The 22,805-nt window shown below is 71.9% G+C and carries 21 protein-coding genes; 14 read left to right on the top strand and 7 right to left on the bottom strand.

Annotated elements, in window-relative coordinates; all coding sequences use genetic code 11:
* The 6 genes from ABD205_RS14175 to rimI form a co-directional block, all read left to right on the top strand.
* Positions 1-1,036, top strand: a 1,036-nt coding sequence (locus tag ABD205_RS14175; protein ID WP_344045708.1) for a bifunctional ADP-dependent NAD(P)H-hydrate dehydratase/NAD(P)H-hydrate epimerase, incomplete at its 5' end; no start/stop codon positions are given.
* Positions 1,033-2,187, top strand: a complete 1,155-nt coding sequence (alr, locus tag ABD205_RS14170) for an alanine racemase (protein WP_344045706.1) — start codon at positions 1,033-1,035, stop codon at positions 2,185-2,187. The genes ABD205_RS14175 and alr, both read left to right, overlap by 4 nt.
* 3 nt (positions 2,188-2,190) lie before the next feature.
* A complete protein-coding gene (locus ABD205_RS14165; protein ID WP_344045705.1) occupies positions 2,191-3,240 on the top strand; it encodes an alpha/beta fold hydrolase in 1,050 nt (349 codons plus the stop codon).
* Positions 3,237-4,232, top strand: coding sequence for a tRNA (adenosine(37)-N6)-threonylcarbamoyltransferase complex ATPase subunit type 1 TsaE (gene tsaE / locus ABD205_RS14160; RefSeq protein WP_344045703.1), 996 nt, complete (start codon positions 3,237-3,239; stop codon positions 4,230-4,232). The genes ABD205_RS14165 and tsaE overlap by 4 nt, the downstream gene beginning before the upstream one ends.
* Positions 4,232-4,858: a tRNA (adenosine(37)-N6)-threonylcarbamoyltransferase complex dimerization subunit type 1 TsaB gene (gene tsaB / locus ABD205_RS14155; protein ID WP_344045701.1), complete on the top strand. Its 627-nt coding sequence runs from the start codon at positions 4,232-4,234 to the stop codon at positions 4,856-4,858. The genes tsaE and tsaB overlap by 1 nt, the downstream gene beginning before the upstream one ends.
* Positions 4,855-5,307, top strand: coding sequence for a ribosomal protein S18-alanine N-acetyltransferase (rimI, locus tag ABD205_RS14150; RefSeq protein ID WP_344045700.1), 453 nt, complete (start codon positions 4,855-4,857; stop codon positions 5,305-5,307). Before tsaB ends, rimI begins: the two co-directional genes overlap by 4 nt.
* Here the strand turns inward: rimI and ABD205_RS14145 are convergent.
* Positions 5,295-7,223 carry an HAD family acid phosphatase gene (locus ABD205_RS14145; RefSeq protein ID WP_344045699.1) on the bottom strand — a complete coding sequence of 643 codons (1,929 nt, stop codon included), beginning with the start codon at positions 7,221-7,223 and terminating at the stop codon, positions 5,295-5,297. The two genes, rimI and ABD205_RS14145, sit on opposite strands and share 13 nt — an antisense overlap.
* A gap of 129 nt (positions 7,224-7,352) precedes the next feature.
* Between ABD205_RS14145 and tsaD the strand changes: the two genes are divergently transcribed.
* Positions 7,353-8,402, top strand: coding sequence for a tRNA (adenosine(37)-N6)-threonylcarbamoyltransferase complex transferase subunit TsaD (gene tsaD / locus ABD205_RS14140; RefSeq protein WP_344045697.1), 1,050 nt, complete (start codon positions 7,353-7,355; stop codon positions 8,400-8,402).
* A 138-nt stretch (positions 8,403-8,540) separates the two neighbouring features.
* Here tsaD and ABD205_RS14135 read toward each other — a convergent pair whose 3' ends face one another.
* From ABD205_RS14135 to ABD205_RS14115, 5 genes are all read right to left on the bottom strand, one after another.
* A complete protein-coding gene (locus ABD205_RS14135) occupies positions 8,541-10,853 on the bottom strand; it encodes an MMPL family transporter (protein WP_344045695.1) in 2,313 nt (770 codons plus the stop codon).
* 101 nt (positions 10,854-10,954) lie between these two features.
* Positions 10,955-12,145 carry a hypothetical protein gene (locus ABD205_RS14130; RefSeq protein WP_344045693.1) on the bottom strand — a complete coding sequence of 397 codons (1,191 nt, stop codon included), beginning with the start codon at positions 12,143-12,145 and terminating at the stop codon, positions 10,955-10,957.
* On the bottom strand, positions 12,142-12,654 hold the full coding sequence (locus tag ABD205_RS14125) for a SigE family RNA polymerase sigma factor (protein WP_344045692.1): 513 nt from the start codon (positions 12,652-12,654) through the stop codon (positions 12,142-12,144). Before ABD205_RS14125 ends, ABD205_RS14130 begins: the two co-directional genes overlap by 4 nt.
* Positions 12,655-12,749: 95 nt before the next feature.
* Positions 12,750-13,631 (bottom strand): hypothetical protein, encoded by an 882-nt coding sequence (locus ABD205_RS14120; protein WP_344045691.1) that lies wholly within the window; start codon positions 13,629-13,631, stop codon positions 12,750-12,752.
* A gap of 13 nt (positions 13,632-13,644) precedes the next feature.
* Positions 13,645-14,820 (bottom strand): class I SAM-dependent methyltransferase, encoded by a 1,176-nt coding sequence (locus tag ABD205_RS14115; protein WP_344045690.1) that lies wholly within the window; start codon positions 14,818-14,820, stop codon positions 13,645-13,647.
* Positions 14,821-15,058: 238 nt separating this feature from the next.
* Here ABD205_RS14115 and groES point away from each other — a divergent pair, with 238 nt between their 5' ends.
* The 6 genes from groES to ABD205_RS14085 all read left to right on the top strand — a co-directional run bounded on the left by groES (position 15,059) and on the right by ABD205_RS14085 (position 21,259).
* Positions 15,059-15,355, top strand: a complete 297-nt coding sequence (gene groES, locus ABD205_RS14110; protein WP_344045688.1) for a co-chaperone GroES — start codon at positions 15,059-15,061, stop codon at positions 15,353-15,355.
* A 115-nt stretch (positions 15,356-15,470) separates the two neighbouring features.
* A complete protein-coding gene (groL, locus tag ABD205_RS14105) occupies positions 15,471-17,093 on the top strand; it encodes a chaperonin GroEL (protein ID WP_344045686.1) in 1,623 nt (540 codons plus the stop codon).
* Positions 17,094-17,284: 191 nt separating this feature from the next.
* Positions 17,285-18,190, top strand: a complete 906-nt coding sequence (locus tag ABD205_RS14100; protein WP_344045684.1) for a GNAT family N-acetyltransferase — start codon at positions 17,285-17,287, stop codon at positions 18,188-18,190.
* Between the two features lie 47 nt (positions 18,191-18,237).
* Complete coding sequence (guaB, locus tag ABD205_RS14095) at positions 18,238-19,737, top strand: IMP dehydrogenase (RefSeq protein WP_344045682.1); 1,500 nt, start codon at positions 18,238-18,240, stop codon at positions 19,735-19,737.
* A complete protein-coding gene (locus tag ABD205_RS14090) occupies positions 19,737-20,105 on the top strand; it encodes an RNA-binding S4 domain-containing protein (RefSeq protein WP_344045680.1) in 369 nt (122 codons plus the stop codon). The genes guaB and ABD205_RS14090 overlap by 1 nt, the downstream gene beginning before the upstream one ends.
* 47 nt (positions 20,106-20,152) lie before the next feature.
* On the top strand, positions 20,153-21,259 hold the full coding sequence (locus ABD205_RS14085; RefSeq protein ID WP_344045678.1) for a GuaB3 family IMP dehydrogenase-related protein: 1,107 nt from the start codon (positions 20,153-20,155) through the stop codon (positions 21,257-21,259).
* 64 nt (positions 21,260-21,323) lie between these two features.
* Here ABD205_RS14085 and ABD205_RS14080 read toward each other — a convergent pair whose 3' ends face one another.
* A complete protein-coding gene (locus ABD205_RS14080; RefSeq protein WP_344045676.1) occupies positions 21,324-21,938 on the bottom strand; it encodes a TetR-type transcription factor C-terminal domain-containing protein in 615 nt (204 codons plus the stop codon).
* A 104-nt stretch (positions 21,939-22,042) separates the two neighbouring features.
* Here ABD205_RS14080 and ABD205_RS14075 point away from each other — a divergent pair, with 104 nt between their 5' ends.
* Positions 22,043-22,801, top strand: a complete 759-nt coding sequence (locus ABD205_RS14075; RefSeq protein ID WP_344045674.1) for an SDR family oxidoreductase — start codon at positions 22,043-22,045, stop codon at positions 22,799-22,801.
* Positions 22,802-22,805 lie beyond the last annotated feature (4 nt).

The raw sequence follows: 22,805 nt of genomic DNA, 5'->3' as shown, positions 1-22,805 counted from the left end.
CGTCGTGGGTATCGGTGGCCGGCCGGGTCTGTCGGCCGCGGTGGCGGAGGCGGTGATCCCGATCAACCAGGCGATCCCGTTGGTCGCCGTGGACGTCCCCAGCGGTCTCGGCGTCGACACCGGGGAGTGCACGGGGATGCACCTGCGCGCCGACCTCACCGTCACCTTCGGCACCCACAAGATCGCTCATCTGGCCGACCCGGCCGCGGCGGCCTGCGGCGCCGTCGAGCTCGTCGACATCGGGCTGGACCTGCCGGACGCTCCCGTCGAGGCGCTGGGCGAGGAGGACGTCGCCCGGCTCGTCCCGCGCCCGAGGCCGGACGCTCAGAAGTACACCCGCGGGGTCGTCGGCGTCCGCGCGGGCAGCACGACCTATCCCGGCGCCGCGTTGCTCGCGGTCGCCGGCGCCAACGCCGGCCTCGCGGGGATGGTCCGCTACGTGGGCAGCGCCGCCGACACGGTCAAGCAGCACCATCCGGAGGTGGTCGGCGCCGGACGGGTGCAGGCCTGGGTGGTCGGCCCCGGCGGGGGTGATGAAGCGGCACGGCACCTGGCCGAGGCGCTCGAGGACGACGTACCTCTCGTCGTCGACGCGGATGCGCTGCAGCACGTGTCCGGCCCGCTGCCACAGGCGGTGCTGACGCCACACGCGGGCGAGCTGGCCGCGATGCTCGGGCTCGAGCGCGCGGAGGTCGAGGCCGCGCCGTTGCGGCACGCGACGGCCGCCGCCGAGCGGTTCGGCTGCGTCGTGCTCCTCAAGGGGCGCCACACGGTGATCGCGGGCCCGCGCGTGCGTGTCACGACCGCCGGCACCGCCTGGCTGGCCACGGCCGGCGCGGGCGACGTCCTCTCCGGTCTCATCGGCTCGCTGCTGGCAACGGGGCTGTCGCCGTACGACGCCGCGAGCGTCGGCTCCTGGCTGCACGGAGCGGCCGCCACCCTCGCGTCCGGCGGCGGTCCGATCACCGCGACGGGCGTGGCGCGCGCGATCCCCGCGGTCGTCAGGAACCTCGCGGTGAGACACTGGGAGACATGAGCCGCGCGGAGATCGTCGTCGACGTCGCCGCGATCAGGCACAACGTCCGTCGCCTCGCGCAGGTCACGGGAACGCCGGTGATGGTGGTCGTCAAGGCCGACGGATACGGCCACGGGATGCTGCCCTCGGCCCGTGCCGCCCGGCAGGCGGGCGCCTCCTGGCTGGGGGTCGCCACGCTCGACGAGGCGCTCGCGTTGCGCGACGACGGCGACGCCGGGCACCTGCTGTGCTGGCTGACCGTCCCTGGCGACGACCTCATGCCCGCGGTGGCGCGCGGGATCGACGTCACCGCCTACACGGTCGCCGAGCTCGACGCCCTGGCCGAGGCGGCCGTGCGGGCGGGCCGCAAGGCACGGGTGCAGCTCAAGATCGACACCGGCCTGTCACGTGGCGGGTCGACGCCTGCCGACTGGCCCGACCTCGTCGCCAGGGCCCGCGCCGGCGAGGAGGCCGGCAGCTGGGTCGTGACCGGCGTCTGGTCGCACTTCGCGAGCAGCGAGGTGCCCGACGACCCCGCCAACGAGGCGCAGGAGAAGCTCTTCCGCGAGGCCCTCGACCTGGCCCACGAGGCGGGTCTGCGCCCGGAGGTCCGCCACCTCGCGAACAGCGCGGCGGCGCTGCTGCGGCCGAGCGCCCGGTTCGACCTCGTCAGGTGCGGCATCGCGGCGTACGGCCTCGACCCCGCGCCGGGGCTCACCCCCGCCGACCTCGGCCTGCGCCCGGCGATGACCGTGCGCGCCGACCTCGCGCTCGTGAAGCATGTCGAGGCGGGGGCGGCGGTGTCCTACAACGGCCGCTGGGTGGCCCCCGCGGCGACGACGCTGGGCCTGGTCCCCGTCGGGTACGCCGACGGCATCCTGCGCAGCGCCGGCAACCGTGCCGAGGTGCTGGTCGCCGGCCGGCGCCGGCCGGTCCGCGGCAGCGTGTGCATGGACCAGGTCGTCGTCGACCTGTCGGGCGACGAGCCCTCGCCGGGCGAGCCGGTGGTCCTCTTCGGGCCCGGCACCTCCGGGGAGCCGACGGCCCAGGACTGGGCCGAGGCGGCCGGGACGATCTCGTACGAGATCGTCACCCGGGTCGGTGGGCGCCTCACCCGACGGGTCATCGACAGCGGAAGCGACAACGAGCCCGACGACGGCAGGGAGAACTAAGGCATGGGCCTCACCGCACGCATCGCCGGCACCGTCGCCGGCGCGGCAGGCATCGCCGCGGCCGGCACGGCGCTGCGAGTGGCGCAGCGGCGCCGGGTCATCGGCCGGCGCGACGGCGACTCGACGCAGTTCGGCTCGCTGCACTCGCCGGCGCACACCGTGATCGCCGACGACGGCGTGCCGCTGCACGTCGAGATCGACGAGCCCGAGACATCCGGGTCGGCGCTGACGGTCGTGTTCGTGCACGGCTACGCGCTCAACCTGGACTGCTGGCACTTCCAGCGCGCGGCGTACCGCGGCCTCGTCCGCACCGTCTTCTACGACCAGCGCTCGCACGGCCGGTCCGGCCGCGGCAGCATCAGCGAGGGGACGATCGACCAGCTCGGCCGCGACCTGAAGAGCGTCATCGACGCGGTCGTCCCGGACGGGCCCGTGGTCCTCGTGGGCCACTCGATGGGCGGCATGACGGTCGTCGCGTTCGCCGAGCTCTACCCGGAGCTGTTCGGCGAGAAGGTCGCCGGCGTCGCGCTCATCTCGACGACGGCCGGAGGCCTCGACCCGTCGCGGCTGCTCTTCCCGATGGTGCCGAGCCGGTTCGGCGCAGGCCTCACCGGCGGGACGGTCCGCACCCTCGCCCGCGGGCACCGCGCGGTGGACGGCGTACGCCGGCTCGGCCGCTCGATCGCCACCGTGGTCACCGACGCCTACGCGTTCGGAGACGCGGTGCCGGCGGGCTATGTCGAGTTCGTCGACGACATGCTCTCCGCCACGCCGTTCCAGGTGGTCGCGGAGTTCTTCCCCGGCCTCAGGGAGTTCGACAAGTTCGAGCACGTCGGCGTGCTCGGCACGGTGCCGACGACGATCATCTGCGGGACCGCCGACAAGCTCACCTCGGTCGGGCACAGCCGCAAGCTGCACAGCCGAATCCCCGGCTCGACGCTCGTCGAGTGCGAGGGTGCCGGCCACATGGTCGTCCTCGAGCGTCACGGGCAGGTCAATGCCGCCCTCGACCAGCTGGTCGCAGCCGCCTCGGCCGCGGCGGGGGCCCGGTGAACGCCGTCGGCCTCGGGACCGACCTGGGGAACGTCACCGTCAGGCGGGTCGGTCCGGAGGAGGCCGCGACCGTCCTCGGGATCGTGCGCGAGGCCTTCGGGGCACGGCCCGCCCTGGACCCGCCGGCGGATGCCCTGCAGGAGACCGAGGAGACGATGGCCGCCCTCCTGGCGCCGTACGGCGGCCTGGTGGCGAGCGTCGCGGGACGCCCGGTCGGGGCCCTGGTCATGGACCCGGTCGGTCGCACCGTCTACCTGCGGCGTTTCGCGGTCCGCCCGGAGGTGCAGCAGCACGGGGTCGCCCACGCGATGGTCGCGGCAGCCGTCGAGCAGGCCGACGGGTTCGAGGACCTCACCGTCATCGCGCGTGAGGAGCTGCCGCGCAACGTCCGGTTCTGGGAGAAGCAGGGCTTCCACGAGATCGTCCGCCGCTCGCCGAACATCGAGCTGCGCCGCCCGCTGCGCACCCACGTCGTCGAGGTGCCCGAGCCCGAGGACATGCGCGGTCTCGGCACGCGTCTCGCCGGACAGCTGCGGGCCGGTGACCTGCTCGTGCTGACCGGTGAGCTGGGCGCCGGCAAGACGACCTTCACCCAGGGCCTCGGTGCCGGGCTGGGGGTGCGCGGCGCGATCACGTCGCCGACGTTCGTCATCGCCCGCGTGCACCCCTCGGAGGTCGGCGGGCCCGAGCTCGTGCACGTCGACGCCTATCGGCTGGGCGGCGGCGCCGACCCGCGTGCCGAGCTCGACGACCTCGACCTCGACGCCGACCTCGACCGCGCTGTCACGGTCGTCGAGTGGGGCGAGGGGCTCGCCGAGGGGCTCGCCGAGTCGCGCCTGGAGGTGCGGATCCTGCGCGCGCTGACCGTCGAGGAGCTCGCCGGCGACCTCGACCCCCGCCGGGTGGAGATCACCCCGGTCGGCCCGCGCTGGCACGACGTCGACTGGGCGGCCGTCGACGCCGGCCTGCACCACGAGGGAGCCACTCACTGATGCTGCTTGCCTTCGACACGGCCACCCCCCAGGTGAGCGTCGCCCTGTACGACGACACCGACGTCGTCGCCGAGCTCGTCTCCGAGCGCGCCATGAACCACGGCGAGCAGCTCGCGCCGCTCATCGACCGGGTGCTGCGGACGGTCTCCGCCGAGCGTCACGACCTCACGGCCGTGGCCGTCGGCGCCGGCCCGGGACCGTTCACCGGACTGCGGGTCGGCCTCGTCACCGCCCGCACCCTGGGCTACGCGCTCGAGATCCCGGTCTACGCCGTCTGCACCCTCGACGTGCTGGCCGTCGAGGCCGTCGAGACCGGCGCGGTGACGGGCCCGTTCACGGTCGCCACCGACGCGCGTCGCAAGGAGGTCTACCTCGCGACCTACTCGGACTCAGGCGAGCGGCTGACCGGGCCGGTCGTCGACAAGCCCGCGACGCTCGCCACCGACGGTCCGGTGGTCGGTGAGGGCGCCCTGCTCTACCCCGACGCGTTCCCCACCGCGGTCGGCCCGGGCCGGCCGAGCGCCGGCTGGCTCGCTCGGACCGTGGCCGAGGAGCGTGCGGAGCTGCTCGACGCCGAGCCGCTCTACCTGCGCCGGCCGGACGCGGTCGCCCGGCCTGCGCGGTGAGGGTCCGCCGGGCGCGCCCCGACGAGGTCGCGGCCGTCACGCAGCTCGAGCTGGACAGCTTCCCGGACGACGCGTGGACGGCCGACTACCTGGACATCGCCGCCGCGGGGGACATGCCGACGGTGCGCCTCCTGGTCGCCGAGGTCGACGGCGAGCTCGTCGGGCATGCGATCGTGAGCGTCGTCTTCGAGGTCGCCGAGCTGCAGCGGATCGCGATCGGGCCGGCGTACCGCCGCCGGGGGCATGCGCGCGAGCTGCTCGCAGAGGTCGTCGCCGCGGCCACGGCCGAGGGTGCCGAGCGGCTGCTGCTCGAGGTCCGGGAGACGAACGAGCCCGCGCTCGCCTTCTACGCGAGCGCGGGCTTCGTCGAGATCGACCGGCGGCCCCGCTACTACCGTGACGGGACCGCCGGCGTCGTGCTGGAGCTACCCCTGGATCAGGGCAGGTAGTACGTCGGGTTCGGCAGCTTGTACGTCTTGTCCGCGTACCCGCCGTGCAGGTCGGAGAACTGGTCGCCGAGGTTGGCCACGATGTCGAGGCCCTTCGTCGTCTCCAGGTACTCACGCGTGCCGGACTTGTACTCGATGGTCGAGCAGACCTTGTCGTCGCCGCAGTCGATGTACGCCGGCGGAGTCGCCCCGCTCACCCACTTCGTGTAGTAGTTCGCGGACGTGAACAGCGGCGTGCCCGCCGCGTCGACGTACCCCACCTTGGTCAGGTTGTCGATGGTCGCGTCCTGCTGGGCCGTGTTCCGGCCGGTGAGGCCGACGATCGTGCAGCCGGCCGCCTTGACGGCCCTGGCCAGCGCAGGCATGCCCGGCGTGGCCGCGAACCACTCGTTCTGGACCCAGGTGTTCTGCAGCGTGGGGTTGAAGTTGAACTGCATGCCCGCGTGCGCCGCAGCGGGAGAGCCGTCCTCCATGTCGTAGGTCCACAACGTCGTGTCGTCGGCGTCGAGGACCACCGCGGGGCTCTTCGGGATGGTGATCCCGGCGAGCGTCCGCTGGTCCTGGGCGAGCATGAGTCGAGCCTGGGCGAGCACTCGCTCCACCGCCCGGAGCCTCCTCTGGGCGACACGCTTCGCCTTGCCGTGGGAGCGCTTGACCACCTTCTGCGCGTGGCGCACGACCCTGGAGAGCGCGCTCACGATCTGGGTGTCCTCGGCCACGGCGGCACGGACGTTGGAGAGGGCCGTGCGGGCCGCAGCCACCTTCGCCGCGCCGTTCTGGCAGGCGGTCGCGATCTGCGGGGTCCAGCTGTTCTCCAGAGACGTCAGCTGGCTGATGTAGGGAGAGTCGGTCTTGTTGGCCACACCGCCCGTGGCGCCGTAGTACGCCCGGATCAGGGCGACGACGTTGCCCTCGTTCGGGATCTTGTCGCCGTCCGTGGTGGTGGCGCCGGTCGAGCCGTCAGGAGCCATCGTGTAGGTGCTCGGCGGCACCATGGCCGGCTCGCTCACGCCCGGCAGGTCCGGAGATCCGAGGAAGTACGTCGGGTTCGGGACCTTGGTGTATGCGTCGGCGAAGCCACCCTCCAGGTCGCTCCACTGATCGCCGACGTTCATGACGATATCGGCGCCGCCGTCCTCGAGGCTCTTGCGCGTCTGGGCCTTGTACTGCACCGTCGTGCACTTCGGCAGGGTCGCGGTGGCGACGATCGCGCAGCCGGTGATGTAGCTCGGCTGCGAGGCGTTGTCCGCCGGCTTGGTGAACAGGTTGGCATTGTCGAACAGGGGGCCGCCGGCGCCGGTGAACCCGACGTTGGTCAGGTTGGCGATCGTGGCGTCCTCCTGACCCGCCGGGCGGCCCGTGATCCCGTAGATCGCGTAGCCCTCCGCGGCCAGGGTCTTGACCGCGTTCACCATGCCGGGCACGGCCGGCATGAGCCCGTTGTTGACCCAGTTGGCGTTCAACGCGGGGGAGTAGTTGTAGTTCATCTCCTCCTCGTTGGCGTAGTCGGAGAGCAGGGTGGAGTCGATGTCGAAGACGACCGCCTTGCCGGTGCCGTCGGCCGGGAGTCCGCTCGTGATGTTCGCTGCGACGGCCATCGTGTTCTTGGCATAGGCCGAGTTCGTCAGGTTCGGCAGGTAGATCGTGGCTGCCGTCGTCGGGTCGACCGCGTGAGCGGGGTTGTCACCCTTGACCGCCCCGTAGTAGGCGCGGATCGTCGACTTCACCGAGTCGATGTTCGGGATCGCACTGCCGTCGGTCGGCGCCACCACGGTGCCGTCCTGGTTGACCGTGTAGGCGAAGCTGGACGCCGGGTTGAGCTGGCCGGCGGCGTGGGCTGCCGGCGCGAGGCCTGTGGCCAGCAAGGCTGCCGAGGCGGCGACGGTGGTCGCGCCCCAGCGGGAGATGTGTCTCATGCTTTCTCCGAAGGTAAAAGGGGTGGTGGTCGGAAACTAGTCGACGGATCCCCTGTTGGGGAGGGTGAAAAGGTCATTCGGGACCCATGGCCCGATCGGCGCGGGTGCGAGCACGGCACAATGGGGACCATGACGGCCGACGCACCCCTCGTCCTCGGCATCGAGACCTCGTGCGACGAGACGGGCGTCGGCATCGTCCGCGGCCACACGTTGCTGGCGGACGCGGTGGCCAGCAGCGTCGACGAGCACGCACGGTTCGGCGGTGTCGTGCCCGAGGTCGCCTCTCGCGCGCATCTCGAGGCGATGGTCCCGACCATCGAGCGCGCGTGCGCGACGGCGGGCATCCGGCCGTACGACGTCGACGCGATCGCGGTCACCAGCGGCCCCGGCCTCGCCGGCGCCCTCCTGGTCGGCGTCGCGGCGGCCAAGGCGCTCGCGTTCGCGCTGGGCAAGCCGATCTACGGCGTGAACCACCTGGCGGCGCACGTGGCGGTCGACCAGCTCGAGCACGGTCCTCTGCCGGAGCCGGCGATCGCCATGCTCGTCAGCGGCGGCCACTCGTCGCTGCTGCGCATCACCGACGTGACCACCGGCGTGGAGCCGATGGGCGCGACGATCGACGACGCGGCGGGGGAGGCGTTCGACAAGGTCGCCCGGCTGCTCGGCCTCGGCTTCCCGGGAGGCCCCGTCATCGACCGCGAGGCGCGGTCGGGCTCCTCGGTCGCGATCGACTTCCCGCGCGGTCTGACCGCACGCCACGATCTCGAGCGGCACCGCTTCGACTTCTCGTTCTCCGGCCTCAAGACGGCTGTCGCGCGCTGGGTCGAGGCGCGCGAGCGGTCGGGGGAGCCGGTGCCCGTCGCGGATGTCGCCGCGTCGTTCCAGGAGGCTGTCTGCGACGTCCTCGTGCGCAAGGCGCTCGACGCCGCCTCATCGGAGGGCATCGAGGACATCGTCATCGGGGGAGGCGTCGCGGCCAACTCGCGGCTGCGGGTGCTCGCCGAGGACCGCGCCGCGTCCCTCGGCATCCGGGTCCGGGTGCCGCGGCCCGGACTGTGCACAGACAACGGCGCGATGGTCGCCGCCCTCGGCTCCGAGATGGTCGCGCGCGGCCGCACCCCGTCGGCCCTCGACCTGCCGGCCGACTCGTCGCAGCCGATCACCAGCGTCCTCGTCTGACGGCTCCCCGGACGTCATACGAGCTGGTCGCTCTGGCAACCACCCCGTATGACGTCCTGGTCCGCGGGCTCTCCGGACGTCATACGGGGTGGTTGCTCTGGCGACCACCCCGTATGACGTCCGGCGAACGGGGTCCGCTCAGACGCCGGTCAGCTGGTGCGGCGCCTCCGGCTCGCGGGTCTTCTCGTCCCCGTGGCCGGGCCACCAGGCGGCGTGGCCGATGAGCGCGGTCAGGGAGGGCGTGAACACCATCGCCATCACGAACGCCGCGATGCAGATGCCGAACGCGACCGAGAAGCCCATGGTGAGCATGAAGCTGTTGCCCGCCAGCATCAGCGAGGCGAACGTGCCGGCGAGGATCACGCCCGCGGCGGCGACGGTGGGGCCGGCGTGCCGGATCGCCCACGCAGCGGCCTCTCGCGGGTCCCGTCCCTCGCGGGCCTCCTCGCGCAACCGGGTCACCATCAAGATGTTGTAGTCGGTGCCGAGCGCGACGACGAACAGGTAGATGAGGATCGGCAGCATGAACAGCAGCCCCTCGTCGCCCTTGATGTTCTGGAAGAGCAGCGTCGTCGCGCCGAGCGTGGCGGTGAAGCCCAGGCCGACGGAGATCATCAGGTACCACGGCGCGACCAGTGATCGGAGCACCAGCATCAGGATGACGAGGGTGATCAGGGCGGCGACGGGGAAGACGACGGTGTAGTCGCGGTTCATCGCCGCCTTGAAGTCGACGAACACCGACGTCAGGCCGCCGACGTACGCCTCCGTGCCCTCGGGGGCCGCGGCGTGCACGGCAGGCCGGATCTGGTCCTTGACCGCGGCGATCGCCGCGTCGGAGGACGGGTCCTTGTCGAGCAGCAGCTGCGCGATCGCCGTGCTCGGGTCGCCGGGCGAAGGTACGACGGCCGGAACGGACGGGTCGCTCGAGGCGAGCGTCGCGCCGCGGATCGAGCCGAGCTTCGCGCCGAAGGTGGCGAGCTGGTCCTGGGTGAGCGGGCCGGAGTCGGAGTGCAGCAGCACCAGGGTCGGCTGGGTCGCGCCGGCGCTGAAGCCCTTGTCCTCCATCCGCTGCTGCGTCTCGACCGACTCGACCTTCTGCGACGAGCTGGACTGGTCGATGTTGAAGAGCGGCTGGAAGTTGAGCGCGAAGATCGAGAACAGCACCAGGACCGCGCCGGAGACGGCCGCGTAGCGGGCCGGCCTCGCGGCCACCGCGTCGGCGAGGCGACCGAGTCCGGCCCCCTGACGCTTGACGGGCGCCGTGCCGCGGTTGCGGCGGGCCCGACCGGGCCATCCGAACAGCCAGATGACGGCGCCGATGACGAGGCTGAGCACGACGTACGGCACGAAGAGCACGACGAAGACGACGTTGGACACGACGCGCTTGCGGCCGCCGGCCGAGTGCGGGACGTCGCGCCAGCCGAGCGCCGGCCAGAAGACCTGCGGGCCGATGAGCGCGACGAACGCCGGCACCAGCGTGAGCGAGCCGACGAGGGTCACCGCGACGCCGATCGCCAGGGTCGGGCCGATCGAGCGGAACATGCCGAGCGAGGACAACACCAGCGTCATGAACGCCACGAAGACGGCGCCACCGGCCGAGGCGATGGCCTCACCGGCGCGCTCGACGGCGTACGCCACGGCCTCGCGGTGCTCGACCCCCTCCCGCACCCGCTCGCGGTAGCGGAAGAGGAAGAACAGGATGTAGTCGGTGCCGATGCCGAAGAGCACCACGATCATGATGACGCTGGTGCTGTCGTCGGACTGGAGGCCGAACCACTTGGTCGCGAAGTCGACCAGCCCGGTCGCCACCTGGGAGAAGAACAGGCCGATCACGAAGATCGGCAGGGCCGTGATCGGCCCGCTGCGGAAGATCAGCGACAGCAGGACGACGATCAGCAGCACCGTCGAGAGCCCGACGATCGCCTCGGCCGCGCTGCCGGACTGGGACTGGTCGTAGCTCTGGGCGAGGGAGCCGGTGACACCGGTACGCAGGCCGGTGCCCTGGGCCGCGGAGGTGATCTGGTCGCGTAGGCCCTTGACCTGGTCGAGGTCGGACTGCTTCTGGCCCGTGACGCCGTCGGCGAGGTCGATGTTGACGATCGCCGCCTCGTTGCCCTTGCCGACGATCGGGTCCTCGATCGTGCTGAACGCCGAGCCGACCGTGAGGCCCTTCGCGATCTCGCGGATCTTGGCGACGTCGGCCGCCGAGAGGGCGGAGCCGTCCTCGTGGTCGAACACGACCGTGGCGCCGACCTCCTGCTTCGACGGGAAGGCGTGTGACGTGAGCGTCGCTGCCTTGATCGACTCGTAGTGGGAGGGCAGGAAGTCTGCCTGGTCGGTCACCGACTTGACCTTGGGGTGGAAGGCGACGACGAGGACCGTCAACACGATCCAGGCGGCGATGACGTACCACGGACGACGAGAGGCCAGGCGGCCCAGCGCAGCGAACATGGGCACGAACGTATCGGCCGCGCGGGGTCGCTCAGGACGCTCTCGGCGAGGTCCGGACGAACATCACGCCGCACCCCTGACGGATGTCACGGACGCGGGGGTCAGTGGGCCCCGAAGACGTACGCCGGCGCCTCACCGCCACCCGGCTGAGCCGTGGCGCGCCCGACCGTGAAGCCGTCGGGCGACAGCCGCACCAAGCTCCACTGACCCTTCAGGAACACCGTCGCGAGCAGGTCGTCACCGTCCCACGTCCAGCTCCAGAAGTAGCCGCCGTCGGGTGCGACGAAGGCAGCGACCGGCAGCAGGTCGGCGGCGGTCCTGACCCAGATCGTGCTCGTGGCGTGCTCGGAGTCCCAGTCGGCGCTGCCCGCGATCCGGTGCTGCGGGTCGCCGACCAGGGCGACGTAGCGGCCGTCGGGGCTGAAGGAGTTCACCCCGGCCCAGTCGAGGCCCCACTGCGTCGTGCCGTCCTCGCGCTGTGCGACCCACGTGCCGTCCTCGCGCCCGATCGCGGTCAGGGGGTAGGCGGACGACGGGACGGCTGTGGCCGCCCCCGGGAGGTCGGTGACGATCCCGTTGTAGGCGTCCGCCAGGCGGGCGGCGCCGTCGATGTCGAGCACGACCTCGCGCTTGGGTGTGAAGCCCTTGATGGCCGCCCACTCGATCGTCCGGCCGAGGGACACCTGGTCCTGGCCGACGGTCAGCGTCCAGTGGCCCTGCGCCTGGGTGAGCGTGGTGAGCTGCCCGTCGGGGCCGACGGCCAGGCCGTGCTCGAAGGTCGGGACCGGCTTGCCGATGAGGGCGCCCTTCGCGTCGATCCGGACCATCTCCGCGTGGGCCTCACCCACGCGGACCACGACCCAGCCGCCCGAGACCGGGTCCTTGGCGAACGTGAACGGCCGGTCCGGGAGCGGTGTGGCGGTGCCGTCGGTGTCGATGATCTGCCCCTGCGACCAGTAGGGCACCTGCGGGTCGCTGCCGAAGGTCTGCTCGGCCGGCACGTCGAGCTTGACGTGGTGGACCGGCCCGACCGCGTTCGCGTCGCCGGCCGTGGTGGGCGACGGCGACACGCTCTGGGTCGCGGGGGGCACGGCGCCGCGGTGCGAGCTCGAGGGCATCACGGCAACGCCGAGACCGGCGATGACGGCCACCGTGGCGGCGGAGCCGATGATCGCGGTCGCCGTACGACGGCGGCGGATCTGGCGGGCGCGGCCCTGCACGTGCTCGAGGGAGAGCCGGTCGGGCGCGGAACCGTCGGCGATCCTGGTCAGTGCGTCCTTGATGTCGTTCATCGCTCCTCCAGCCCTGAGGCGAGGGTCGGGTGGTTCGTGCGGAGGGTGGCCAGCGCCCGGCTGGCCTGGGACTTGACCGTCCCGGGCGAGATGCCGAGCACGTCGGCGATCTCCGCCTCGCTCAGCTCCTCGTAGTAGCGCAGCACCACGACGGCGCGTTGCCGCGGCGGCAGCGACGAGACCGCCTCCCAGACGGCGGCGGCCCGCCCGTCGTCGTACGCGTCCTCGCGGCCGTGCTCGGGCAGCACCTCGGCGGCGATCTCGCGCCGGCGCCAGGGGCGCCGCCACAGCGACGTCGTCTCGTTGGCGATGATCCGCCGGACGTAGCCGTCGATCGACTCGCGGTCACGGACCTTGTCCCACGCGAGGTAGAGCTTCGCGAGCGCGGTCGCCACGACGTCCTCGGCCGTGTGCACGTTGCCCGTCAGCAGGAAGGCGGTGCGGAGCAGGGCGCGCTGCCGTGCATGCATGTACGCCGCGAACTCGGCGTCCCTGGTGTCGGCGGTCACGCCCCTCCCACCTCCTCGGTCGACCCCGTGGACGAGTGCTGTGCGGTACATCCTGTCCTCCTCGTGCTGTTGAGAGGAGGACGCGATCGGGCGCGTCAGGGTTGCATGGCCGTCGCCGGCAGCACCAGCACCGGTCGGGTGCGGTCGTTCGCGCCGCGGACCGGGGCGATCAGGTCCTCGGTGTCGCCGATCACCCCGACCCGCATCAGACGGGCCTCGTCGGCCGCGACGACCACGACGAGCAGGTGCCCGTCGTCCTCCCAGACCGCGTCGAGGACGACGCCCAGGAAGGCCGTGGAGACGCCGGCCGTGATGTCGGCACGCGGCGCCAGCGTCACCGACACGGAGCCGACCGAGGCGAAGTAGGTCCCGTCTGGGCTGAGCAGGCCACCGTCGCGGTCACAGGTCTGCCAGCCGGGCTCCGGCCGCCCGTCGATGCGGATCCCTCGACAGGCCGGCGAGAGCTGCCGGCCGCCGGGCACGACGACCGGCTCGGCGCTGCCGGTGTCGAGCCGGCGCACGCGGCCGTCGGTCCCCGTCCAGGCGACGGCTGCTCCGTCGGGGCGACTCGTGATGGCGCCGTCGAGACCGTAGCTGCGGCGCTGTCGACCGACCACGGTGAGGCTCTTCTGCTGCACCAGCACCAGCCGGCCGTCGGCGAGCTCGGTGAAGTCGGTCCAGGAGCCGTCGGGGATGCCCACGGCCCGTCCGTCGGGACTGATCAGCGTGCCGGAGCGGAGGTAGGGGACCGCCGGCGGATCGTGGGCGATGAAGCCCGTCTCCGTGCTGCCCGGGACGGGGGGAGTCGCCGGGTGCCGCGGCGTCGCGCCGGGCTTGTCCGCCACGCCGTGCCACACCGCCCAACCGACGAGTCCGGCCAGCGCGGCCGCGACCGCGATCCTCGGGCCGCGCCCGGCCCAGCGCCCTCGCCGTGGCGGTCGCGGGGGGCGACCCAGGACGAGGAACTCCTCAGTCATCTCGGTCCGGTCATCAGAACGGCTTCACCAGAAGGCAGGTCCCCTCGCCGGCGACCCGCGTCATCACGATTGTGGCCTCGTTCGGCCCGTGGAGCGAGAGCGCGCGTCGCAGCTGCTCCGGAACGACCGAGACTCCGCGCTTCTTGATGGTCAGCCGCCCCACGCCGCGCTCGCGCAGCGCGGCTCGCAGAGCGCGCTCCCGGTAGGGGAGCTCCTCGAGCACCTGGTAGCCCGTCGCGAAGGGCGTGTGGAACGACTCGTCGGAGGTCACGTAGGCGATGTGCTCGTCGACCAGCCCGCCGTCGACGCCTGCGGCGACCGTCGTGACGAGGCCGGCGCGGATCACGGCCCCGTCCGGCTCGTAGAGGAACGAGCCGACCGGCCGGGTCGCGGCAGGGCCCGATCCCGGCGGCGGGACGTCCTCGTCGGTCAGCGTCGCGAGGCCGCCGTCGCCGATCACGGTCGCCCGTCGGCGTACCGTCGCGAGGCCGCCGGCCCACAGCGCCGCCTCCTTGACCTCGCCGTGGTCACTGACCCACTCGGCCTCGACGTCGGACGGGACCAGCTCGTGCGGGATGCCCGGCGCGGCCTTCACGCAGGCGTCGCGGGTCAGCAGCGACTCGACGAACGACCAGGGCGGCGTCCATCCCTCGGCGCTGAACACCCGGCCGCGGGCGCCGCGCCGGGCCGGGTCGGCGAAGGCCACCTCGAACGCCGCGTGGTCGACGTCCGTCGCGTCGGCGACCTGGACGGCGCCGGGGAGCTCGAGCGCGTCCAGGTTGGCCTGCGCGACGGCGACCCGCTCGGGGTCGAGGTCGACGCCGGCCACGATCAGGCCGGCCCGCGAGGCCGCGATCAGGTCGCCGCCGATGCCGCAGCCGAGGTCGACGACGGTGCGTGCGCCGTACGCCGCCAGCCGCGCCGCGCGGTGCTCGGCGACCCGGAGCCGGGTCGCCTGCTCGAGGCCGTCCGGGGTGAAGTACATCCGCTCCGCGAGCGCCCCGAACTTCGCGACCGCCTTCGCCCGGAGCTCGGCCTGGCTGAGTGCCACGGCGACGTAGGACGCCTCGGCGTCCTTCCTCAGCAGGGTGTGTGCGCGCAAGGGGTCCTCGCCGCGCAGCTCGCACGCTCGCGCAAGCAGCCGCTGGCCCGGCTCGGTCAACAGCCAGGAGAACGCGTCGAGCTCCATCCGGCGATTCTTTCAGGTGCTCTCCGCTGACAGCGAACGCCACCGCCCTGGCACTCATTCGGGGCGAGTGCTAACGTCTCGGTTGGCACTCTCGACCCGAGTGTGCCAACTGCCTGCAGGCCACGGCGACCCCCGCGACGGCGCTGGAGCCACGCAGGCGAAGACGTCAATTACAGATCGCCCATCGACGAGTGCTCTGTCGATTTGGCTCTGCTGATTTGGAAGGGGAGGTCGACACGTGTCGATCAACATCAAGCCTCTCGAGGACCGCATCGTCATCAAGCAGGTCGAGGCTGAGCAGACCACCGCCTCCGGCCTGGTGATCCCGGACACGGCCAAGGAGAAGCCCCAGGAGGGCGAGGTCCTGTCCGTCGGCCCCGGTCGCATCGACGACAACGGCAACCGCGTTCCGCTCGACGTCAAGGTCGGCGACAAGGTCATCTACAGCAAGTACGGCGGCACCGAGGTCAAGTACGGCGGCGAGGAGTTCCTGATCCTCTCCGCCCGCGACATCCTCGCAGTTGTGGAGTCCTGATCCACCGACGCCACTGAGCTGACGCGGGACGTCATACGCCTCGGTCGCCCTAGGGCGCATCGCGTATGACGTCCCGCGCTGCCTGTCCGTCCCAACCTGATCTCAAAGGAGAGTCATGCCGAAGATCCTGGAGTTCGACGAGGGTGCTCGCCGCGCGCTCGAGCGTGGCGTCGACGCCCTCGCCAACGCCGTCAAGGTGACCCTCGGCCCCAAGGGCCGCTACGTCGTCCTCGACAAGAAGTGGGGCGCCCCGACCATCACCAACGACGGTGTGACCGTCGCTCGTGAGATCGAGCTGGACGACCCGTTCGAGAACCTGGGCGCCCAGCTGACGAAGGAGGTCGCCACCAAGACCAACGACGTCGCCGGTGACGGCACCACCACCGCGACCGTGCTCGCCCAGGCGATGGTCCACGAGGGCCTCCGCGCGGTTGCCGCCGGCGCCAACCCGATGGGCCTCAAGCGCGGCATGGACGCCGCCGCGAGCGCCGTCAGCGACGCGCTGCACGCCGCCGCTCGCGACGTGGACAGCAAGGAGGACATGGCCGCGGTCGCGACCATCTCCAGCCGCGACAGCCACATCGGCGAGCTCCTCGCCGACGCGTTCGACAAGGTCGGCAAGGACGGTGTCATCACCGTCGAGGAGTCCAACACCACGGGCACCGAGCTCGAGTTCACCGAGGGCATGCAGTTCGACAAGGGCTACATCTCGGCGTACTTCGTGACGGACCCGGAGCGCATGGAGGCCGTCCTCGACGACCCGTACATCCTGCTGCACCAGGGCAAGATCTCCGCGGTCCAGGACCTGCTCCCGCTGCTCGAGAAGGTCATCCAGTCCGGCAAGCCGCTCTTCATCCTCGCTGAGGACGTCGACGGTGAGGCGCTCTCGACCCTGGTCGTCAACAAGATCCGCGGCACGTTCAACGCCGTCGCGGTGAAGAGCCCGGCCTTCGGCGACCGCCGCAAGGCGATGATGCAGGACATCGCGACCCTGACCGGCGGTCAGGTCATCGCCCCCGAGGTCGGTCTCAAGCTCGACCAGGTCGGCCTCGAGGTGCTCGGCCAGGCGCGTCGCGTCGTCATCACCAAGGACAACACGACCATCGTCGACGGCGCGGGCGACCCCGCCGAGGTCGAGGGCCGCGTCAACCAGGTCAAGGCCGAGATCGAGAACACCGACTCCGACTGGGACCGCGAGAAGCTCCAGGAGCGCCTCGCCAAGCTCGCCGGCGGGGTCTGCGTCATCAAGGTCGGCGCCCACACCGAGGTGGAGCTCAAGGAGAAGAAGCACCGCATCGAGGACGCTGTCTCCGCGACCCGCGCGGCCATCGAGGAGGGCATCGTCCCCGGTGGTGGCTCCGCGCTCATCCACGCCGTCTCGGTGCTGGAGAAGGACCTCGGTCTGACCGGCGACGAGGCGGCGGGCGTGCGCATCGTGCGCAAGGCCGCCGACGAGCCGCTGCGCTGGATCGCCGAGAACGGTGGCGACAACGGCTACGTCATCACCACCAAGGTGCGCGAGCTCGGTGTCGGCAAGGGCTACAACGCCGCCACGGGTGAGTACGGCGACCTGGTCGCCCAGGGCGTCATCGACCCGGTCAAGGTCACCCGCTCGGCGCTCGTCAACGCCACCTCGATCGCGGGCATGCTGCTCACGACCGAGACGCTGGTTGTCGAGAAGCCCGCGGAGGAGGACCCCGCTCCCGCGGCCGGTCACGGCCACGGACACGGTCACTGACAGCCCGAGTCGGCGCGTCCTGACGCGCTGAGAGGCTCGAGTCGGCGCATCTTCGCAGTCAACGCTGCGAGGATGCGCCGACTCGGCGTTTCAACGCTGCGAGGATGCGCCGACTCGGCGTTTCTGGGGTGCGAGGATGCGCCGACTCGGCGGAAACACGGGCGCAACGTGGATTCCGGCAGACTGTGGCCATGCTGTGGAGAGTGCGCGCGACCCTGCCCGACAAGCCCGGCACCCTGGCCATGCTCGCGCAGCGGTGCGGCGAGGCGGGGGTCAACATCCTCGGTCTCCAGATCTTCCCGGGGCTCGACGATGTCACCGACGAGATGGTGCTGAGCACCGACGACGCCTGGACGGCCGAGCAGGTCACCGCGCTCGTCGCGGACGCCGGCGGCACCGACGTCGTCACGCAGGCGAGCACCGAGGCAGCCCTCGACGACCAGCCCACGCGCTACGTCACGGCCGCGCGCGCCATCCTCGAACGGCCGATGTCGTTCCCGGAGGTCGTCGCCCGGCTGTTCGACGCCGAGGCCGAGCCGACCGACCCCGACGTCGTCCACGACACCATGGAGATGGAGGTCGGCGACGTCCAGGTGCAAGTGCACCGCACGGCGCCGTTCACCGAGACCGAGCGCGCCCGCGGCACCGCGATGGCGGCGCTCGTCAACGACGTGCTCAGCCGCACGCAGGCCGCGCCGCCCGCGACGACGGGCGGTGGCAGGCGGCTCGGGACGGGCGCGACACCGGAGTACGTCGTGGAGCCCGACGCCGTCTCGGCGTACGTCGACGGCGTGGTCGTCGGCACCGCGACCGTCGGGGAGGCCGTGACCCATGACGACGGCGCTACGCTGCGCCCGGTCGACCTCGCCGTCGACCCGGCCTGGCAGCGGCGCGGCATCGGGACCCGACTGCTCCTGGACGCGGCCCGGATCGCCCAGTCGCTCGACGCCGACGAGATCCTGCTGACCACCGGCTCCGACAACCAGGCCGTGCTGCCCATGGTGCTCGGCGCGGGGCTGCGCGGCCGGATCCGGATGGCCGCCGACGAGCTCACCGTGCGTGTGCCGGTGGGCGGGCTCAGGCCGCTGGCGCGCTGAGATCCGCCGATTCGGGGAGTCGGGCGCAACGGCCGTAACATTTCGTCATGGAGATCCCCGAGAAGTTCGCGACCCTGGGCCTCACCTACGACGACGTCCTGCTGTTGCCGGGCTACTCCGATCTCGCGCCCACCGACATCGACACCACGAGTCGGCTGACCCGCGAGCTCTCCCTCAAGACCCCGCTGATCTCGGCGGCGATGGACACGGTCACCGAGGCGCGCATGGCGATCGCGATGGCGCGCCAAGGTGGCATCGGTGTGCTCCACCGCAACCTCTCGATCGGGGACCAGGCCTACCAGGTCGACCTCGTCAAGCGCACCCAGACCGGGATCATCTCCAACCCGGTCACGATCGGCCCCGACGCGACGCTCGAGCAGCTCGACCGGCTCGCCGGTGAGTACCGCATCTCCGGCTTCCCGGTCGTCGACCTCGACAACCGCCTCATCGGCATGATCACCAACCGCGACCTGAGGTTCACCCCCGTCGCGGAGTGGGCGACCACCAAGGTCGACGAGGTGATGACGCCGATGCCGCTGATCACCGGCCCCTCCGACATCTCCCGCGAGGACGCCACCTCGCTCCTGCGCCGCCACAAGCGCGAGCGTCTTCCGCTGGTCGACGCCGACGGCAGGCTCACCGGACTCATCACGGTCAAGGACTTCGTCAAGGGGGAGCAGTTCCCCGACGCGTCGTACGACGCCCAGGGCCGTCTCCTCGTCGGTGCGGCGATCGGCTACTTCGGCGACGCGTGGGAGCGCGCCACGACCCTCATCGACGCCGGTGTCGACGTCCTCGTCGCCGACACCGCGCACGGCAACGTGCGGATGCTCATCGACATGGTCAAGCGGCTCAAGACCGACCCGGCGACCAGGCACGTCCAGGTGATCGGCGGCAACGTCGCGACCCGCGACGGCGCGCAGAGCTTCGTCGACGCCGGCGCGGACGCGGTCAAGGTCGGCGTGGGTCCGGGCTCGATCTGCACGACGCGGGTCGTCACCGGCGTCGGCGTGCCGCAGGTGTCGGCGGTCTACGAGGCCAGCCTCGCGTGCAAGCCGGCCGGCGTGCCGGTCATCGCCGACGGCGGACTGCGCTACTCCGGCGAGATCGGCAAGGCGATCGTCGCCGGTGCCGACACCGTGATGCTCGGCTCGATGCTGGCCGGCACCGAGGAGACGCCGGGCGACCTCATCCTGCTCAACGGCAAGCAGTACAAGGCCTACCGCGGCATGGGCTCGATGGGCGCCATGTCGAGCCGCGGCAAGAAGTCCTACTCCAAGGACCGCTACTTCCAGGCCGAGGTCACCAGCGACGACATGATCGTGCCGGAGGGCATCGAGGGCCAGGTGCCCTACAAGGGCTCGCTCGCGACCGTCGCCCACCAGCTCGTCGGCGGCCTGCACCAGACCATGTTCTACGTCGGCGCGCGCACCATCCCCGAGCTCCAGGAGAAGGGCCGCTTCATGCGGATCACCTCCGCGAGCCTCAAGGAGAGCCACCCGCACGACGTGCAGATGACCGCGGAAGCGCCCAACTACCGCAGCTGATGGACGCCGTCCGGGTCGACGTCTGGGTGTGGTCGGTCCGGCTCTACAAGAGCCGGTCCCAGGCCACCAACGGCGCGAAGGCGGGGCACGTCCGCATCAACGGGGTGCGCGCGAAGCCGTCGCAACCGGTCAAGGTCGGCGACGAGGTCCGCGTGTTCACCGACCGCGAGCACGTCGTGGTCGTCCGGCAGCTGCTCGCGAAGCGGGTGGGCGCCCCGGTGGCCCAGACGGCGTACGACGACCTCACGCCCGCCCTGCCTCCCAAGGAGGAGCGCGCCGCGCCGGTGTTCGCACGTGAGCGCGGGGCGGGTCGGCCGACCAAGCGCGACCGGCGCGTGCTCGACCGGCTGCGCGAGCTCGGCCGCTGACGCGGGCAGATTCCCCGCCCGCCCGCAGGCAATGACAGAATCGCCGGGTGACTGACATCGAGATCGGCCGGGCCAAGCGGGCGCGTCGCGCCTACGCGTTCGACGACGTCGCGATCGTCCCGAGCCGGAGGACGCGCGACCCCGAGGAGGTCAGCGTCGACTGGCAGATCGACGCCTACCGCTTCGAGCTGCCGGTGCTCGCCGCGCCGATGGACTCGGTGATGTCGCCTGCCACCGCCATCAAGCTCGGCAAGCTCGGCGGCCTCGGCGTGCTCAACCTCGAGGGCATCTGGACGCGGTACGCCGACCCGGAGCCGCTCCTCGACGAGGTCGCCGGCCTTCGCGGCGCCGACGCGACCCGCCGCCTGCAGGAGATCTACACCGAGCCGGTCAAGGCCGAGCTGATCACCGAGCGTCTGCGCGAGATCCGCGACGCGGGCGTCACGGTCGCCGGCGCGCTCAGCCCGCAGCGCACCAAGGAGTTCGCCAAGACCGTCACCGACGCGGGGGTCGACCTGTTCGTCATCCGCGGCACGACCGTCTCGGCCGAGCACGTGAGCAGCCAGGCCGAGCCGCTCAACCTCAAGGAGTTCATCTACGAGCTCGACGTCCCGGTCATCGTCGGCGGCTGCGCGACCCACCAGGCCGCGCTCCACCTGATGCGCACCGGCGCGGCCGGCGTGCTCGTGGGCTTCGGCGGCGGTGCCGCCCACACGACCCGCACGGTCCTCGGCGTGGCCGTCCCGATGGCCAGCGCCGTCGCTGACGTCGCGGCCGCTCGCCGCGACTACCTCGACGAGTCCGGCGGCCGCTACGTCCACGTCATCGCCGACGGGTCGATCGGCAAGTCCGGCGACATCTCCAAGGCCATCGCCTGCGGGGCCGACGCGGTCATGGTCGGCAGCCCGTTCGCTCGGGCCACGGACGCGCCCGGCCGCGGCTTCCACTGGGGCGCCGAGGCGCACCACGAGGTGCTGCCGCGCGGCCAGCGGGTCCAGTTCGAGGCGGTCGGCTCGTTCGAGGAGATCCTGATGGGTCCCAGTCACGTCGCCGACGGCACGATGAACCTCATCGGCGCTCTCAAGCGCAGCATGGCGACGACGGGCTACACCGACGTCAAGGAGTTCCAGCGGGTCGAGGTCGTCGTCGGCTGACGTCGACCGCTTCCGGGTGGCCTCGGCCGATCCGGTCGTTCCGGGTGGACGTCCACATCGGTCGTCACTGCCCGGAGGTCGGCCGCGCGCCCACGATGCGCAGGGCCAGGTCGGCCATGTGGTCGCCGACGTCGGCGGGGCTCCAGCGGCCGTCCTCGCGATACCAGCGGGCGATGTCGATGCCCAGCGACAGGACGGCCGTCGTCGCCATGCCGGGGTCGGGCACGTCGAACTCGCCTGAGGCGATGCCCGCCTCGATAGTCCCGCGGACGGCCTGCTCGATCCCGATCCGCAGGCCCCGGATCTCCTCCAGGTGGTCGGGGGAGAGGGCCGTCAGCTCGTAGTTCACGATCCGCGCCCAGGTGTGTCCTTCCGCGTGGTAGCGCCCGAACGAGCGGGCGACGGCGGCCAGCCGCTCCGACGGCGTGCCCGGAGCCGACGCGGCCGCCTCGACCAGCTCCAGGGTGCGCTGGTGGCCGTCACGGGAGACGGTGTAGAGGAGCTCCTCCTTGGAGCGGTGGTGCACGTAGACCGCCGCCGGGCTCATCCCGGCCGCAGCGGCGATGTCGCGGGTCGTCGTGCCGTGGAAGCCCTTGGCGCCGAACGCCTCCACCGCGGCCTCGAGCAGACGCGCACGGGCAAGGTCGCCTCGGGCGGCGCCCTCCGGGATGACGCTCATGAGCTCCTCCTCCTGCGGCCGCGGGCGGGTTGACCCGGCGTACGGCGTACGGCATCGTGACCATCCTAAGCAAGCGCTTGGTCAGGTGACTACCGAAGGAGGCCGTGTTGGCCGGACGGTTCGAGGGCAGGACGGCGATCGTGACGGGGGCGAGCCGCGGCATCGGCCTCGCGATCGCGCGGCGGCTCGTGGAGGACGGTGCGCGCGTCGTCATCACCGCCCGCAAGCCCGACGCGCTCGAGGAGGCGGCCGCCTCGCTCGGCGGCCCCGAGCACGCCGCCTTCGTAGCCGGGCACGCGGACGACGTCGACCACCAGGCGCAGACCGTCGCGACGGCCGTCGAGACCTTCGGCAGCCTCGACCTGCTGGTCAACAACACCGGCATCAACCCGACGTACGGACCGCTCATGGGGCTGGACCTGACGACCGCCAGGAAGATGGTCGACGTCAACTGCCTCTCGCCGATCTCCTGGATCCAGCACGCCCACCGGGCCTGGATGGGCGAGCACGGCGGTGCGATCGTCAACGTCGCGTCGGTCGCCGGGCTGCGTCCGGCGCCCGGCATCGCGATGTACGGCGGGACGAAGGCGATGCTCGTCCACCTCACCGAGGAGCTCGCCGTCGAGCTCGGCCCCGGCATCCGCGTCAACGCGGTCGCGCCGGCCGTCGTGAAGACCCAGTTCGCCACCGCGCTCTACGAGGGGCGTGAGGAGCAGGTCGCGGCGACGTACCCGTTGAAGCGGCTCGGCGTCCCCGACGACATCGGCTCGGTGGTGGCCTTCCTGCTGTCCGACGACGCCGGGTGGATGACGGGGCAGGCGATCGTGGTCGACGGCGGCCTGTTGCTGGCGGGGGGCGTCTGAGCCG

The organism is Nocardioides panacihumi (assembly GCF_039530925.1).
GTDB classification, from domain to species: Bacteria; Actinomycetota; Actinomycetes; order Propionibacteriales; family Nocardioidaceae; genus Nocardioides; species Nocardioides panacihumi.
Note: the sequence above shows the minus strand (reverse complement) of the source record. Positions and strands in the feature narration are given on the sequence as shown.

What these genes read in the sequence shown, in the direction of transcription:
- alr (WP_344045706.1), top strand. Translation starts at nt 1,033, where the DNA reads ATGAGCCGCGCGGAGATCGTCGTCGACGTCGCCGCGATCAGGCACAAC.
- ABD205_RS14165 (WP_344045705.1), top strand. Translation starts at nt 2,191, where the DNA reads ATGGGCCTCACCGCACGCATCGCCGGCACCGTCGCCGGCGCGGCAGGC.
- tsaB (WP_344045701.1), top strand. Translation starts at nt 4,232, where the DNA reads ATGCTGCTTGCCTTCGACACGGCCACCCCCCAGGTGAGCGTCGCCCTG.
- ABD205_RS14145 (WP_344045699.1), bottom strand. Translation starts at nt 7,223, where the DNA reads ATGAGACACATCTCCCGCTGGGGCGCGACCACCGTCGCCGCCTCGGCA.
- tsaD (WP_344045697.1), top strand. Translation starts at nt 7,353, where the DNA reads ATGACGGCCGACGCACCCCTCGTCCTCGGCATCGAGACCTCGTGCGAC.
- ABD205_RS14135 (WP_344045695.1), bottom strand. Translation starts at nt 10,853, where the DNA reads ATGTTCGCTGCGCTGGGCCGCCTGGCCTCTCGTCGTCCGTGGTACGTC.
- ABD205_RS14130 (WP_344045693.1), bottom strand. Translation starts at nt 12,145, where the DNA reads ATGAACGACATCAAGGACGCACTGACCAGGATCGCCGACGGTTCCGCG.
- ABD205_RS14120 (WP_344045691.1), bottom strand. Translation starts at nt 13,631, where the DNA reads ATGACTGAGGAGTTCCTCGTCCTGGGTCGCCCCCCGCGACCGCCACGG.
- ABD205_RS14115 (WP_344045690.1), bottom strand. Translation starts at nt 14,820, where the DNA reads ATGGAGCTCGACGCGTTCTCCTGGCTGTTGACCGAGCCGGGCCAGCGG.
- groL (WP_344045686.1), top strand. Translation starts at nt 15,471, where the DNA reads ATGCCGAAGATCCTGGAGTTCGACGAGGGTGCTCGCCGCGCGCTCGAG.
- ABD205_RS14100 (WP_344045684.1), top strand. Translation starts at nt 17,285, where the DNA reads ATGCTGTGGAGAGTGCGCGCGACCCTGCCCGACAAGCCCGGCACCCTG.
- guaB (WP_344045682.1), top strand. Translation starts at nt 18,238, where the DNA reads ATGGAGATCCCCGAGAAGTTCGCGACCCTGGGCCTCACCTACGACGAC.
- ABD205_RS14090 (WP_344045680.1), top strand. Translation starts at nt 19,737, where the DNA reads ATGGACGCCGTCCGGGTCGACGTCTGGGTGTGGTCGGTCCGGCTCTAC.
- ABD205_RS14080 (WP_344045676.1), bottom strand. Translation starts at nt 21,938, where the DNA reads ATGAGCGTCATCCCGGAGGGCGCCGCCCGAGGCGACCTTGCCCGTGCG.